The sequence below is a fragment of the Neisseria sp. HMSC055H02 genome (assembly GCF_001813335.1).
Lineage (GTDB): Bacteria > Pseudomonadota > Gammaproteobacteria > Burkholderiales > Neisseriaceae > Neisseria > Neisseria sicca_C.
In genome coordinates, this window is the sequence record NZ_KV812096.1 from 11746 (window position 1) to 26906 (window position 15161).

11 protein-coding genes, 1 tRNA gene and 2 pseudogenes are annotated in these 15161 nt (G+C 53.0%); 6 read left to right on the forward strand and 8 right to left on the reverse strand.

Going from position 1 to position 15161, the window contains the following annotated elements:
• Positions 1-60: 60 nt before the first annotated feature.
• Both hisD and HMPREF2907_RS06895 read right to left on the reverse strand, forming a co-directional pair.
• Positions 61-1353 carry a histidinol dehydrogenase gene (hisD, locus tag HMPREF2907_RS06890; RefSeq protein WP_070681532.1) on the reverse strand — a complete coding sequence of 431 codons (1293 nt, stop codon included), beginning with the start codon at positions 1351-1353 and terminating at the stop codon, positions 61-63.
• Positions 1350-2246 (reverse strand): endonuclease, encoded by an 897-nt coding sequence (locus HMPREF2907_RS06895; protein ID WP_070681535.1) that lies wholly within the window; start codon positions 2244-2246, stop codon positions 1350-1352. The genes hisD and HMPREF2907_RS06895 overlap by 4 nt, the downstream gene beginning before the upstream one ends.
• Before the next feature lie 33 nt (positions 2247-2279).
• On the opposite strand from HMPREF2907_RS06895, the pseudogene HMPREF2907_RS13215 reads away from it, so the two are divergent.
• Positions 2280-2342: pseudogene (locus HMPREF2907_RS13215) on the forward strand (transposase); the annotation flags it as partial.
• A 112-nt stretch (positions 2343-2454) separates the two neighbouring features.
• Here HMPREF2907_RS13215 and hisG read toward each other — a convergent pair.
• The 3 genes and pseudogenes from hisG to HMPREF2907_RS06905 all read right to left on the reverse strand — a co-directional run bounded on the left by hisG (position 2455) and on the right by HMPREF2907_RS06905 (position 4104).
• Positions 2455-3108: an ATP phosphoribosyltransferase gene (gene hisG, locus HMPREF2907_RS06900; protein ID WP_070681538.1), complete on the reverse strand. Its 654-nt coding sequence runs from the start codon at positions 3106-3108 to the stop codon at positions 2455-2457.
• A 28-nt stretch (positions 3109-3136) separates the two neighbouring features.
• A pseudogene (locus HMPREF2907_RS13710) lies at positions 3137-3319 on the reverse strand (hypothetical protein); the annotation flags it as partial.
• 71 nt (positions 3320-3390) lie between these two features.
• The gene (locus HMPREF2907_RS06905) at positions 3391-4104 is read right to left on the reverse strand and encodes an SCO family protein (protein ID WP_083301224.1); all 714 of its coding nucleotides are present in this window, start codon (positions 4102-4104) and stop codon (positions 3391-3393) included.
• 289 nt (positions 4105-4393) lie between these two features.
• Between HMPREF2907_RS06905 and HMPREF2907_RS06910 the strand changes: the two genes are divergently transcribed.
• A tRNA-Leu gene (locus HMPREF2907_RS06910) sits at positions 4394-4478 on the forward strand.
• A 425-nt stretch (positions 4479-4903) separates the two neighbouring features.
• On the opposite strand, the gene infB is transcribed toward HMPREF2907_RS06910, so the two are convergent.
• The 3 genes from infB to rimP are packed head-to-tail and all read right to left on the reverse strand — an operon-like array spanning position 4904 to position 9781.
• On the reverse strand, positions 4904-7810 hold the full coding sequence (gene infB / locus HMPREF2907_RS06915; protein WP_141754419.1) for a translation initiation factor IF-2: 2907 nt from the start codon (positions 7808-7810) through the stop codon (positions 4904-4906).
• Between the two features lie 11 nt (positions 7811-7821).
• Positions 7822-9324 carry a transcription termination factor NusA gene (gene nusA / locus HMPREF2907_RS06920; RefSeq protein WP_045072451.1) on the reverse strand — a complete coding sequence of 501 codons (1503 nt, stop codon included), beginning with the start codon at positions 9322-9324 and terminating at the stop codon, positions 7822-7824.
• A 25-nt stretch (positions 9325-9349) separates the two neighbouring features.
• A complete protein-coding gene (rimP, locus tag HMPREF2907_RS06925) occupies positions 9350-9781 on the reverse strand; it encodes a ribosome maturation factor RimP (RefSeq protein ID WP_003741871.1) in 432 nt (143 codons plus the stop codon).
• Between the two features lie 354 nt (positions 9782-10135).
• On the opposite strand from rimP, the gene serC reads away from it, so the two are divergent.
• The 4 genes from serC (at position 10136) to HMPREF2907_RS06945 (ending at position 14767) form a co-directional block, all read left to right on the forward strand.
• Positions 10136-11242: a phosphoserine transaminase gene (gene serC / locus HMPREF2907_RS06930; protein ID WP_070681544.1), complete on the forward strand. Its 1107-nt coding sequence runs from the start codon at positions 10136-10138 to the stop codon at positions 11240-11242.
• Between the two features lie 231 nt (positions 11243-11473).
• A complete protein-coding gene (locus HMPREF2907_RS06935; protein ID WP_070440516.1) occupies positions 11474-12031 on the forward strand; it encodes a nitroreductase family protein in 558 nt (185 codons plus the stop codon).
• A 161-nt stretch (positions 12032-12192) separates the two neighbouring features.
• A complete protein-coding gene (locus HMPREF2907_RS06940) occupies positions 12193-12969 on the forward strand; it encodes a DeoR/GlpR family DNA-binding transcription regulator (protein ID WP_070681547.1) in 777 nt (258 codons plus the stop codon).
• 109 nt (positions 12970-13078) lie between these two features.
• Entirely contained in the window at positions 13079-14767 is a 1689-nt protein-coding gene (locus HMPREF2907_RS06945; protein ID WP_070681550.1) for a glutamine--tRNA ligase/YqeY domain fusion protein, read from the forward strand.
• Positions 14768-15161: the final 394 nt, after the last annotated feature.

The following is a 15161-nucleotide window of genomic DNA, read 5'->3' on the forward strand; positions in this document are numbered from 1 at the left end:
CGTCTGAAAACAGGTTTTCAGACGACCTTTGCTTTTTGATGGATGGCGGGTTCGACCGAATCAGTCTTTCAACCTGAATTCCGCAGCGCGCGCGTGGGCAGTCAGGCTTTCGCCGTGTGCCAACACGCTGGCGGTTTTGCCCAGTTTCTGCGCGCCTTGTTCAGAGACTTGGATCAGGCTGGAGCGTTTTTGGAAGTCGTAAGTGCCTAGTGGCGAGGAGAAGCGGGCGGTGCGGCTGGTGGGCAGGACGTGGTTGGGGCCGGCGCAGTAGTCGCCGAGGCTTTCGCTGGTGTAGCGTCCCATGAAAATCGCGCCGGCGTGGCGGATTTTTTTCGCCCATTTCTGCGGGTTTTCTACCGACAATTCCAAGTGTTCGGGGGAAATGTAGTTGGCGATTTCGCAGGCTTCGTCCAAGTCTTTGGCGAGTATCATCGCGCCCCTGTTGCCGAGCGAGGCTTCGATGATGTCGCGGCGGGGCATGGTTTCGATGAGGCGGTTCATGGCGGCTTGAACTTCGTCGAGATAGGGCTGCGACGTGCCGATAAGGATGGCTTGGGCGATTTCGTCGTGTTCGGCTTGGCTGAACAAATCCATCGCCACCCAGTCGGCGGGCGTGGTGCCGTCGGCGATGACGAGGATTTCAGACGGCCCCGCCACCATGTCGATGCCGACTACGCCGAACACACGCCGTTTGGCGGCGGCGACGAAGGCGTTGCCCGGGCCGGTGATTTTATCGACCTGCGGTACGGACTCGGTGCCGTAGGCGAGGGCGGCAACTGCCTGCGCGCCGCCAACGGTGAAGACTTTGGTAACGCCCGCGACGAAGGCGGCGGCAAGTACGATGTCGTTGCGTTCGCCTTTGGGCGTGGGGACGACCATGATGATTTCTTTCACGCCTGCGACATGGGCGGGCATGGCGTTCATGATGACGGAACTCGGATACGCCGCTTTGCCGCCGGGGACGTAAATGCCGACGCGGTCGAGCGGTGTAATCTGTTGTCCCAACAGCGTGCCGTCTTCGTCCTCATACGTCCACGATTCCATTTTTTGGCGTTGGTGGTAACTTTCGACCCGTGCGGCGGCGGTTTTCAAGGCGGTTTGAATTTCGGGCTGCAACCGCGCAAACGCTGCCTGCAAGTCGTCTTGAGTGAGGATGAGGTCGGCTATGGTTCGGGCGGACGTGCCGTCGAAGCGGTTGGTGTATTCGATGAGCGCCGCATCGCCGCGCTTTTGCACGTCGGCGCAGATGTCGGCGACGATGCGGTCGATTTCGGGATTCTGCGCGGTTTCAAAAGCCAGCAGGGCTTTGAGTTCGGCTTGGAAATCGGGCGATTGGGTATTGAGTTTTTTCATGATTTGGTTTTCTCCTTTTTTATTTTTGGACTTGGGGTCGTCTGAATATTCTCTTGTTCAGTCTCTGTCTCTGTTTTGGGTCTGATATACGCTTTTTCTCCCCCGCTGCCAAACTTCAATTCGGGCAGGCATTTTTGTTGCAGACCGAGTTTGGCTAATACATCTTCGCTACGAGAGGTAGTGCGGAAACGGTAACGGGTCTGTTTTCTACCGTTTTTGGTTTTCTCAACCATTGTTTCAAAACCGTCCACTTCATACGCGCTGACCACGGCGTTTTGCAGTCCGGTGTGAACGCCGATAACGTATTTCACTTTTGAAGCGACATCTTTACCGATAACCCAGTTGCCCAACGTACGCGATTTGAGATTTGCATCGTCTTGGTTGTCGAAGCTGTAGTCCGATTCTTCGTCGGTATCCAAGTCTAAAGCGTCTTGGATTTTGACGGCGAGGATCAAGCCGTCGGGATTAAGGCCGTCAAGCGGGCAGGGTTTGAATTTGAAGCGGCTGTCGAGTTCTTCCGCGCTGATGCCGCCTGCGCCGCATCCGGCAGATTGGTTTTTGAATTTTTTGTCGACAACGGATTTGACGAAATGAATCAGGGCAGTTTCGGCGGCTTGCGCTTCGGCTTCGGTCAGATGGTAGCTGATGATATGGCGGCCGAGTTTCTTGCATTTGGCGATGGCTTTGCGTTCCGGTACGTCAATATCGCCGAATTCGCCGTCTTGCGAACGGGCGGCTTGTTCATGCTCGAAGATGCGGTTGTCGCAGCCTTTGCCAATGTAGAGGATTTTGTCTTTTTTCAGGTCGGTCAGACAATAGACGTAAAACCGACGCTCGCCGTTATTCAAAACGGAAAGGGTTGAATCTGAGAATTTTTTTATTTTTGCAACCATTTTAACTTCTCCTATACAGTTTACTGCCGGTGATATAGTGGATTAAATTTAAATCAGGACAAGGCGACGAAGCCGCAGACAGTACAGATAGTACGGTAAGGCGAGGCAACGCAGTACTGGTTTAAATTTAATCCACTATATTTTCAGACGACCTGTCGGCGGGAACGGATAGGGTCGTCTGAAAACGCATCTTCATTCAAAGGAACATTCACCCCGCCTTCACTGCGTTGCCGAACGCCTGAATAATCGGCTCCAGCAGCGTGTGTTTCGTTTTCAATGCAGCTTTGTTGACCACCAGACGGCTGGAAATATCGACAACGTGTTCGACCGCTTCCAAACCGTTTGCCTTAAGCGTGTTGCCGGTGGAGACCAAATCGACGATGGCGTCGCTCAGGCCGACCAGCGGCGCAAGCTCCATCGAGCCGTAGAGTTTGATGATGTCGACGTGTACGCCTTTGCCGGCGAAATGTTCGGCGGCGATGTTGGGATATTTCGTCGCGATACGCAGGCGGCTGCCGGGCTGCGAGGCGGCGGTGTAGTCGAACCCTTTGCGGACGGCGACCATCATGCGGCATTCGGCGATGTGCAAATCCAGCGGCTGGTAAAGCCCGCTGCCGCCGTGTTCGATTAAAACATCTTTGCCCGCAATGCCGAAGTCTGCCGCGCCGTATTGGACGTAAGTGGGCACGTCGGTGGCGCGTACGATGACGAGGCGGATGTTTTCATGGTTGGTGCCGATAATCAGCTTGCGCGATTTCTCGGGCGCTTCGGCGGGAACAATGCCCGCCGCCGCCAAAAGCGGCAGCGTTTCTTCAAAGATGCGTCCTTTGGACAGTGCGATGGTCAGTGTGTTTTCAGTCATTGTTGTTGTGTGCCGTCAGACTTTTAACCCGTACCAAGCAGGCAGCCTGACTTTCTCCGTTGTATAGTGGATTAACTTTAAACCAGTACGGCGTTGCCTCGCCCTTAGCTCAAAGAGAACGATTCTCTAAGGTGCTGAAGCACCAAGTGAATCGGTTCCGTACTATCTGTACTGTCTGCGGCTTCGTCGCCTTGTCCTGATTTTTGTTAATCCACTATATGTTTCAGATGGGAAAAAGGTCGTCTGAAAACCGCGACCGGCATTCAGACGACCCCATGTGGATCAAAGCAGTTTTTTGATGTCGGCGGCAATGGTCGCCGGCTCGCTGCCGTAAGGCGAGAAAATCGCCACTTCGCCGTTTTTATCAATCAGATACGCGCCGGAAGAGTGGTCAACCAGATAGTTCTCGCTGTCTTCCTTCTGAACCACTTTGGCGGAAACTACGCGGTATTGCTGTTTGATAATCGGCAGGCTTTGGTCGCCTGTCGGAGTCAAGCCGATAAATTCAGGATTGAACTGTTTGACGTATTTGCCGATGACTTCAGGCGTGTCGCGCTCGGGGTCGATGCTGACGAACACTACTTTCACATCTTTCGCCTGATCGCCCAATTGTTTCAATGTGTCGCTGTAAGTCAGCAATTCGGTCGGACAAACGTCGGGGCAGTGTGTATAGCCGAAGGACAGGATCACGACTTTGCCTTTCAGGTCGCTTAAGCTGAACGGCTTGCCGTCGCCGTCGGTCAGCGTGAAATCGCCGCCGATGTCCTCTTTACGCATATCCGTTCCCGGACCTTGCGGTTTGGGAGCGGCAGCAGCATTAAGCGAGGTCGTTTCAGGAGAAGAAGCAGGCGTTGCAGCTGGGGCAGACGCTGTTGAAGAAGCGGCTGAAGCAGTCGCAGGATTTTGTTCCGGCGCTTTGGCTTCAGGTTTGCAGGCAGCAAGTGCGGTAAGGGCGAATGCGCCCAAAATGGCGGTACGGATTGCAGTAGGCATCATAAAAATTCTCCAATGCAAATATGGTGTGTGAACGTCGTCTGAAAATAAAAAATGAAGCGAACGCCGTCATCTTAGCGCGTTTGCAACATTTAATATAGCAGTTTATGCCGTTTTTCGGCTGAAAATGAATGATGTTTGATATAAGTGGAAAGAGTAGGATGCGTCGGGAACAAAATAAAATAAATTTAATGTTTTTAAAAATCAAAAATATAAGTAATATATCTGCAAGCAAAGCAAGATTTTGCTTTACAAGCCCGAATACGTCGCTATAATAGCGACTTCTTCACCAGCCCAGGTGGCGAAATTGGTAGACGCAGGGGACTCAAAATCCCCCGCCGCAAGGTGTGTCGGTTCGAGTCCGACCCTGGGCACCACAACCGCTTTTAGAGCGGTTATTTTTTTGTCTATCACGGTCTAATGCCGTAAACCAAAGCCAAGAAATACAAGGCTTTCAGCTGGTTTTGGCATCTATTTATCATCTAATTCCGTCTAATTCAGCTTAATTGGAGTAACCTAAAATTTACGGTATCTTTTGCGGTATCTGAAAAATACCTCGAAAAAATACCGTAAAAATGAAGCTGAACGACCGATAAATCAAAAACGCCAAGCCCGCCGAAAAACCGTTCAAGCTCAATGACGGGAAGAGCTTGTATCTAAATCAAATCTCTTAATTTCAAAACATTGTTAGGTTTTTCAACTTAATCTATCTTTCTTGTCTTGCGATGCGTCAGATATGGAAAAGGTCGTCTGAAAACCACTTTTCATGGTTTTCAGACGACCTTTTATTTACAACGGGAAATTACAGCGAGCGGGCGACTTCGACGATGTCGAAGCATTCCAGCTGGTCGCCTTCCATAATTTCGTTGTAGCCTTTGATCATCAAGCCGCATTCGAAGCCCATGCGGACTTCTTTGACGTCGTCTTTGTAGCGTTTCAAAGAAGACAGTTCGCCGGTGTGGATGACCACGTTGTTGCGGATGAGGCGGATATGGGAATCGCGTTTGACCACGCCGTCGGTAACCATACAGCCTGCGATGTTGCCGACTTTGGATACGCTGATGACCTGACGGATTTCGACCATACCGGTAACCTGCTCTTTCTCTTCCGGCGCCAGCATGCCGCTCATGGCTGCTTTGACGTCGTCGATGGCATCGTAAATGATGTTGTAGTAGCGGATTTCCACGTTTTCATTTTCGGCAAGTTTGCGCGAAGAAGCGTCTGCACGAACGTTAAAGCCGATGATGAACGCGCCTGAAGCGATGGCAAGGTTGACGTCCGATTCGGTAATACCGCCTACGCCGCTGTGCAATACGTTCACTTTCACTTCGTCGGTGGACAGTTTTTTCAGGCTGCCCGCCAAAGCTTCGTAAGAACCTTGTACGTCTGCTTTGATGATGACCGACAAGGATTGGGCTTGGTTTTCGCCCATGTTGTTGAACATATTTTCCAGCTTCGCCGCCTGCTGTTTGGCAAGGCGAACGTCGCGGTATTTGCCTTGGCGGAAGAGTGCGATTTCGCGGGCTTTTTTCTCGTCTGCCAACACCATTGCGTCTTCGCCGGCATTCGGCACGTCGGACAAGCCGAGGATTTCGACCGGAATGGACGGACCGGCTTCGTTGACGGCTTTACCGTTTTCATCAACCATCGCGCGGATTTTACCGAACGCGGTACCGGCAAGCAGCATATTGCCTTTTTTCAGCGTACCGCTTTGCACCAAGAGGGTGGCGACCGCGCCGCGGCCTTTGTCCAAACGTGCCTCAACGATGATGCCTTTGGCGGGCGCATCGACGGGGGCAGTCAGTTCCAATACTTCAGCCTCAAGCAATACGGCTTCGAGCAACGCGTCGATATTGATGCCTTTTTTGGCGGACACGTCGATAAATTGTACATCGCCGCCCCATTCGTCCGGCACGACTTCGTGTGCGGTCAACTCTTGGCGGATGCGCTCGGGGTTGGCAGCTTCTTTATCGATTTTGTTGACGGCAACCACCATCGGCACGCCCGCTGCTTTGGCATGGGCAATGGCTTCGATGGTTTGCGGCATCACGCCGTCGTCGGCTGCGACCACGAGAATCACGATGTCGGTTGCTTTCGCACCGCGCGCACGCATGGCGGTAAACGCTTCGTGACCCGGGGTATCCAAGAAGGTAATCACACCACGAGGGGTTTCAACGTGGTATGCGCCGATGTGCTGGGTAATACCGCCCGCTTCGCCTTGTACCACTTTGGCGCGGCGGATGTAGTCCAACAGCGAGGTTTTACCGTGGTCGACGTGACCCATCACGGTAACAACCGGCGGACGCGGCAATGCTTCGGCTTCCACAGCTTCCACGCCTTCATCCAAGAATGCTTCGGGATCGTCGGCGGCGGCAGGTTTACCAATGTGGCCAAGTTCTTCCACCACAATCAGGGCGGTGTCTTGGTCGATGGATTGGTTGATGGTAACCATCATGCCCATTTTCATCAGGGCTTTGACCACTTCCACGCCTTTGACTGCCATTTTGTGCGCCAAATCGGCAACGGTAATGGTTTCGGGAACCAAGACTTCGTGAACGACGGGTTCGGTCGGCGCTTGGAAGGCGTGTTGGTTCGGCTCGAGTTTGAGTTTCTTGCCTTTTTTACCGCTGCGTACGCGCTCGTCGTCGCCGTTGCGCGCATTGCGGTCGCGTCCGCCTTTACCGCCTTTACCTTTAGCGTTGCGGCCTTGGTTGTCATCGTCGCGGTTGTGGCGGTCTTCTTTTTTCGCACGGGCAGGATTGGCGGCTTTGCCTTCTGCGGGCGCGGCTTTGGCTTTTTCGGCAGGCTTGCGCTGCTCGGCAGCTTTGGCTTCGGCTGCGGGCTTGGCTTGCTGATCCGCCTGTTGTTTCATGGCTTCGCGGCGCGCCTGACGCTCTTGTTTTTCTTTCAACAAGGCTTCTTGATGGGCGCGTAAAGCGGCGGCGCGGCGTGCCTCTTCGTCGCGTTGCGCTTGTTCTTCCGCACTGACCACAGGTTGCGGAGCGGCAGGGGCAGCGGGTTTTGCTGCTTTTTTCGAGTCTTTGCCTTTATTGCCTTTGTCTTGTTTAGGCTTGGCTTTGCCTTCGGCAGGTTTTTCAGACGACCTTTGGGCAGGTTTGTCTTCAGCCGGAACTGCTTGTGCAGCGGGTTCTGCCGGTTTGTCGTCGGCTTTGCTTCCAGCTGCTTTCACGTCGGCAGGTTTTTCAGACGCTTCAACAGGTTTCGCTTCTTCCGCTTTGGCTTTCGGCTCGGCTTTTGCTGCTTTGGCAGCCTTCAACTTCGCAGCTTCCGCTTCGGCTTTCGCGCGCGCTTCGGCACGGGCGGCGGCCTCAGCTTCGGCTTTCGCCTGTTCTGCGGCTCGGTCTTTCGCTTCAACCTGCTCGGCTTTTTGCGCTTCAGCTACTGCTTTGGCTTTAGCTTCGGCGGCAAGCTCTTCCGGCGAAGGAATCGTTACGGAACGGCCGCGTTTGCGTTCGACTTTGACGCCGCTGACAGTGCTGACTTCGGTTTTTTTGCGGCGGATGCTGATGGTTCCGCCGTCATTGCCGTTTTTCTTTTTCAGATAGGCGTTCAGCAGTTGTTTGTCGTCCAGCGTCAGGGAATCGCTGCCGCTGTTCTTATTGACGCCGGCTTCTTTCAGTTGTTTCAGCAAATCATCGACGGGGCGTTTCAGTTCGGCGGCAAATTGTTCTACGGTTGTGTTACTCATCTGTACCCCCATTAGTTCTCTTCGGTAAACCAGTGTTCGCGGGCGGCAAGAATCACTTTTTTCGCCGCTTCTTCATCTACACCGGTTATTTCAATCAGTTCGTCAACGGCCAGTTCCGCCAAATCGTCGCGGGTGGTTACGCCGGCTTCCGCCAGTTTGCGGAGCATATCGGAATCTACGCCGTCCAGATTGCGCATGTCGTCTGAAACTTCTTCCAGCTTCTCTTCGGACGCAATCGCCATGGTCAGAATCGCATCGCGCGCGCGGTTGCGCAGGGTTTCGACGATTTCTTCGTCAAAGCCTTCGATGGCGAGCAATTCGGCAGCCGGAACGTAAGCGACTTCTTCCAGCGTGGCAAAACCTTCTTCCACCAAAATATCGGCAGTTTCGTCGTCGATGTTCAGATGCGCGGTGAAGAGGTCGCGGATGGCTGCGTCTTCGGCAGCGGTGCGTTCGTCCGCTTCTTCGACAGTCATGATGTTCAACTGCCAACCTGTCAAATCGGATGCCAAGCGCACGTTTTGACCGCCGCGACCAATAGCAAGAGCAAGCTGGTCTTCGGCAACGATCACGTCAACCGCATGTTTGTCATCGTCAATCACGATGCGGCTGACTTCGGCAGGAGACAGCGCGTTCATCACGAACTCAGCAGTTTCAGACGACCACAGCACCACATCAATGCGCTCGCCTGCCAATTCGTTGCTGACGGCGTTCACACGAGAGCCGCGCACGCCGATACAGGTACCTTGCGGATCGATGCGTTGGTCGTTGGCTTTGACCGCCACTTTCGCACGTTGACCCGGATCGCGCGCCACTTCGCGGATTTCCAACAAGCCGTCTGCAATTTCAGGTACTTCCATTTCGTACAGCTTCGCAAGGAAATCGCCCGAAGTACGGCTGAGGATGACTTGTTTGCGGCCGGTGTTGCCGATTTCGTCCACACGCAAAAACAGCGCGCGGATACGGTCGCCGCCGCGGAAGTTTTCACGCGGAATCATTTGTTCGCGCGGAATCAGCGCATCCAGCTTACCCGGAACGACTTCAACGATGATGCCGTGGCGTTCCACGCGTTTTACCGTACCGGAAACGATGTCTTCTTTAACAGCCAAGAATTCGTTCAGATTTTGCTCGCGCTCGGCATCGCGGATGCGTTGCAGGATGATTTGTTTGGCAGTTTGCGCAGCTTGGCGGCCAAAACCTTCGTTCGGCAGCGTTTCTTCGTAGTAGTCGCCGATTTGAATGTCGGTACCCGGAATTTCTTCTTGGATTTCTTCGATGGTTTTTTCCAGGTCGGGATAGGTGTAATCCTCGTCGGCAACAATCAGCCAGCGGCGGTAAGTATGGTATTCGCCGGTATCGCGGTCGATTTCGACGCGCACATCCATATGCTCGCGGTCGGCTTTTTTCTTGGCTGCGGTAGAAAGGGCAAATTCCAATGCTTGGAACACCACTTCCGCTTCAACGTTTTTCTCGCTTGCCAACGCTTCGGCAAGTTGCAACATTTCGCGACTCATTTTTTAGAATCTCCAATATCAAGTTTTAAAATTTAAATTCGGGGCGCAGGCGGGCTTTATCGATATTATCCAAGCCGATTTGCGCGGTTTTGCCGTCGAAAGAAAGCGTTACGGTATCGTTTTCACAACCCTCGATGCGGCCGATAAAGTTCTTTTGTCCGTCAACCGGCAGGCGGGTTTTGATTTTTGCCTGTTGTCCCGCAAAGCGCACGAAATCGGCGGCTTTTTTCAGAGGCCGGTCAAGGCCGGGGCTGGAAATTTCCAGATTTTTATAATCGATATCTTCCACCATGAACACGCGGCTCAAATGATTGCTGACGGTCGCGCAGTCTTCGACGGTAATCCCGCCTTCTTTATCGATGAACACACGCAGCGTGCCTTGTGCAGTCAGCTCGAAATCGACCAGTTCGTAGCCCAAACCCGGCAGGGTTTTTTCGAGAATTGTTTGAATATCCATGAATCTCCCGGAGTACATAAACAAAAAAATGGCCCCGTGGCCATTTTTCGTCAAAATTGAAAAATTAGCTTATTATAACCGCTTTCCACTCAAAAGAAAAGCGTTGATTTATCGCGGCTTTTTTCAGACGACCTCATAGAATGAATATGCTTGACAGCATAAAACCAAGCTTAAAATTGTTGACAAAAACGGTCGTCTGAAAAATCGCCATTAAATCTTACCCATTGATAATCATCATTTTATTTCCAACATTTCTTTTTCAGACGACCCCATTTTCCTGCCATACGGCTTGCACGAAGCACGCCGTCATTCTAAAATCCAAAGCTGTTATCATCGAAACAAAAAGGCATTGCCATGTCCGCCCGCCCCATCTACAACTTTTCCGCAGGTCCCGCCGTCCTGCCCGAAGCCGTATTGCGTACCGCGCAGCAAGAAATGCTCGACTACAACGGCACAGGCTTCCCCGTCATGGCGATGAGCCACCGCTCGGAAATGTTCCTCAGCATCCTCCATCACGCCGAACAAGACCTGCGCACGCTGCTGAACATTCCTTCCAACTACAAAATCCTGTTCCTGCAAGGCGGCGCGACCACGCAATTCAACATGGTTGCCATGAACCTGGCGCATGGCTTCCCGTCCGCCGACGCAGTGGTAACGGGCAACTGGAGCCGCATCGCCTACGAACAAATGAGCCGCCTGACCGATGCCGAAATCCGACTGGCGGCGCACGGCGGCGAACAATTCGACTATACCGCCCTGCCGCCCGTTGAAACTTGGGACATAGACAAAAACTCCGCCTTCGTCCACTTCGCCATCAATGAAACCGTCAACGGCCTGCAATACCAAACCGTTCCCAAACTTTCAGACGACCTGCCGCCGCTCGTTTGCGATATGTCCAGCGAAATCCTCTCGCGCGAGTTTGACGTTTCCGACTACGGGCTGATTTACGCGGGCGCACAAAAAAACATCGGCCCCGCCGGCGCAACCGTCGTCATCATCCGCGAAGACCTGCTCGACCGCTGCCCCGACAGCATTCCCGACGTCTTCAACTACCGTTCCCACCTCAACCGCGACGGCATGTACAACACCCCGTCAACTTACGCCATTTATATGTCCGGTTTAGTGTTCCGCTGGCTGCTGACGCAAGGCGGCGTGAAGAAAATCGAAGCCGTCAACAACATCAAAGCCCAAACGCTTTACGACGCCATCGACGGCAGCGGCGGCTTCTACATCAACCGAATCCGCCCCGATGCCCGCTCGAAAATGAACGTCGTCTTCCAAACCGCCTCAGCCGAACTCGACCGCCGCTTCGTCCTCGAAGCCGAACTGCAAGGCTTGTGCCTGCTCAAAGGCTACAAAACCGTCGGCGGTATGCGCGCCAGCATCTACAACGCCATGCCGCTCGAAGGCGTACAGGCGTTGGCGGACTTTATGAGCGATTTCCAACGGCGTTACGGCTAAGGGTTTTATTTCTATATATAAAGGTCGTCTAAAAATTTGCCACGCTTGTTTTCAGACGACCTTTATATTTGGATGCAGCGGATTAACAGCTTCTATTTATGTAGAGTAAAGTTATGTAATGATTTTAGTGCCTATTGTATTGTTATGCTTCTTAACCGCGTTTCCAAACATGGTGTTTCAATTCGCTTTGTGCTATAAAATCCGCTGTTTTAACTGATTCGAAAGAAAAAAATGGACGCTTTACACCTTCTCACCACACGTCGTTCATCTAAAAAACTGACTGCTCCCGCGCCGAACGCAGAGCAACTGGAAGCGATGCTTCAAGCCGCTACGCAGGTTCCCGATCACGGCAATATGCGTCCGTTCCGCTTCACCGTCATTCAAAGCGCGGAAGGGTTGCAACGTTTCCGCGAAATTTTGTGCCGGACCGTTACCGAATTGAATTTTGGCGATGATGCCATGAGAAAGGCCGAGCGGGTGGGCAGTATGGCTCCGATGGTCATCGGCGTAACTTTTGCGCCTAATCGCGAAGTGGCGAAGCCCAAACCCGAATGGGAACAGATGTTGAGCGCGGGCTGTGCCGCCTACGGGTTGCAGCTTGCCGCTTCCGCGCAGGGCTTCGACAATGTGTGGATTACGGGAATGTGGGTCAACAGCCCGCTCTTGCGCGAAGCATTCGGCTGTTTGGACAAAGACAAAATCATCGGGCTGATGATGATCGGCTCTTCTGTGGAAGAGGGGGGCGGTGCGAAAAATACCGATTTGGAACAATTCGTAACAACTTGGTAAACGGTTCGCAATGTAAAAAGGTCGTCTGAAAACCGGGATTCAGGTTTTCAGACGACCTTTGGTTTTGGCAAAAGCCAAATCGACGGCTGCCTTTTCCGGCTTTGGGTAAAAGGCGTACAATCCGAATTCAAACGAACCGGAACGAATGGAAACGAATCCAGATGAAACCGAAAATACAGAGACACGAACATATCCTCACGCTCGTGCGCGAGCAACATTTCATGACGGTCGAGCAGCTTGCGGAAGCCTTGGACGTTACCCCGCAGACCATACGCCGCGATATACAGGAGTTGAGCGAAAGCGGTCAGTTGAAGCGTTACCACGGCGGGGCGTCGGTCGGCGATATTTCCGGCAGCGCGGCGCAGGGCAAGCGAAACCACTGTCAAAATGAAAAAAACGCCATCGCCCGCCTGATTGCCGCCCACATTCCCGACAATTCGTCGCTGTTTATCAGCATAGGCACGACGATGGAAGCTGTTGCTGCCGAGTTGGTCAAGCAGCGCAAAAACCTGCGGATTATCACCAACAATATTTACGTTGCCTCCATCACGTCCGCGCGCACCGACTACACCGTCATCATCACCTCCGGCGTTGTGCGCCCATTGGATGGCGGGATTACGGGCGTGGCGACGGTTGATTTTATCAATCAGTTTAAAGTCGATTATGCCGTCATGAGTACGCACGGTGTGGAAAGCGACGGCTCGCTGTTGGACTACGACTATAAAGAAGTCAGCGTCATGCAGGCGATGATGACCAATGCGCGGGTCAGGTATTTGGGCGTGGACCACAGCAAATTCAACAGCAATGCCTTGGTCAGACTGGGCGATATCGGCTCGTTTGACAAAGTATTTACCGACCGCGTACCTGAAGCCGTCATGCAGAAGGTTTTGGGCGATGCGGGCGTAGAATGGCTGGTTGCCGAACCTGTGCCGCTTTGAGTGCGCCACTATAACGATAGAGTCAAGTCGGGTACAATAAAGTCCTTTTCAGAAGACCCTTTATAGATACGTCGTATGAAACCCAATCCCTTCCCAATAAAGAACCATTATGCTCAATAAAGACCAATTCGCGGACAACCATTTCATCCGCACCATTATCGAAGAAGACCTCAAAAGCGGCAAACACGAAGCCATCCAAACCCGCTTCCCGCCCGAACCCAACGGCTACCTGCACATCGGCCACGCCAAATCCATCTGCCTGAACTTCGGTTTGGCGTACATTTACGACGGCTTGTGCAACCTGCGTTTCGACGATACCAACCCCGAAAAAGAAAACGACGAATACGTCAACTCCATTAAAGAAGACGTCGAATGGCTCGGTTTCCATTGGGCAGGCGAGCCGCGTTTCGCTTCCAATTATTTCGACCAGCTTTACGACTACGCCGTCGGTTTGATCAAAGACGGCAAGGCGTATGTCGATGATTTGACGCCCGAAGAAATGCGCGAATACCGCGGCACGCTGACCGAAGCGGGTAAAAACAGTCCTTACCGCGACCGCAGTATCGAAGAAAACCTCGACCTGTTCACACGCATGAAAAACGGCGAGTTCCCCGACGGCAGCAAAACCCTGCGCCTGAAAATCGACATGGCGGCAGGCAACATCAATATGCGCGACCCCGTCATCTACCGCATCCGCCGCGCCCATCACCACAACACCGGCGACAAATGGTGCATCTACCCGATGTACGACTACACGCACTGCATTTCCGATGCCATCGAAGGCATCACGCATTCCTTGTGTACGCTCGAATTTGAAGCCCACCGCCCGCTGTACGACTGGGTGTTGGACAACATCCCCGCGCCGCACGCCACCCGCCCGCGCCAATACGAGTTTTCCCGTTTGGAGCTTCTGTATTCCATTACGTCCAAACGCAAGCTGAACCAACTGGTTTCAGACGGCCACGTTTCCGGCTGGGACGACCCGCGTATGCCGACGATTTCCGGTATGCGCCGCCGCGGTTACACGCCCGAAGGCCTGCGCCTGTTTGCCAAACGCGCCGGTATTTCCAAATCTGAAAACATCGTTGATATGAGCGTGTTGGAAGGCGCGATTCGCGAAGAGCTGGAAAACTCCGCCCCGCGCCTGATGGCAGTCTTGGATCCGCTCAAAGTAACCCTGACTAACTTTGAAGCCGGCAAAACCCAAAGCCGCCGTGCCGCGTTCCACCCCAATCACGAAGAAATGGGCGAGCGCGAAATCCCCGTGTCCCAAACCATCTACATCGAGGCAGACGACTTTGCCGAAAATCCGCCCAAAGGCTTCAAACGCCTGACCCCGGGCGGCGAAGTGCGCCTGCGCCACGGCTATGTGATCAAGTGCGACGAAGTCGTAAAAGACGCAGCGGGCAATGTAGTCGAACTCAAATGCAGCATCGACCATGACACCTTGGGCAAAAATCCAGAAGGCAGAAAAGTCAAAGGCGTGATTCACTGGGTTTCCGCCGAACACGCCGCCGAAATCAAAGTCCGCCTGTACGACCGCCTCTTTACCGTCGAGCGTCCCGATGCCGTGCGCGGCGAAGACGGCGAATACCTGCCGTTTACCGATTTCCTCAACCCAGAATCCATTAAGGAAATCACCGCCTACGCCGAACCCGCAGCCAAAAACCTGCCCGCCGAAAGCCGTTGGCAGTTCGAGCGTCTGGGCTATTTCGTGACCGACCGCAAAGACCACCGCCCCGAGCAGCCCGTGTTCAACCGCACAGTAACACTGAAAGACTCTTGGCAGCCCAAGTAATCTGTTGGCAACAGCTATATTGGAAGGTCGTCTGAAAACTTGGAATCTGGTTTTTAGACGACCTTTTGGCCTAAGGGAACAGACCAGTTTGCTATGGCATCGTTTATGGTTCCGAATGCCATCGAGAGATAAAATTGCTGCGGTGGACAGTGCTTCTTTAGATGAGATAGTTGAAGTTATCTTTTCTCAGAGTAGGCAGTATGTGTGGGCAAAACGGTACTGTGTCGCTTTACTTGAACTCAAGGCGGATGATTTTTATAATGGTTGAAAGCATAAAGTCAATGGATTTTGTTCTATCCGTACTGTATGCGATTTCATTGTTTTGTCTTGATATAAATGAATATAAATGAACCTGCCAAAATGGAAAGGTCGTCTGAAAAGTTTCAGACGACCT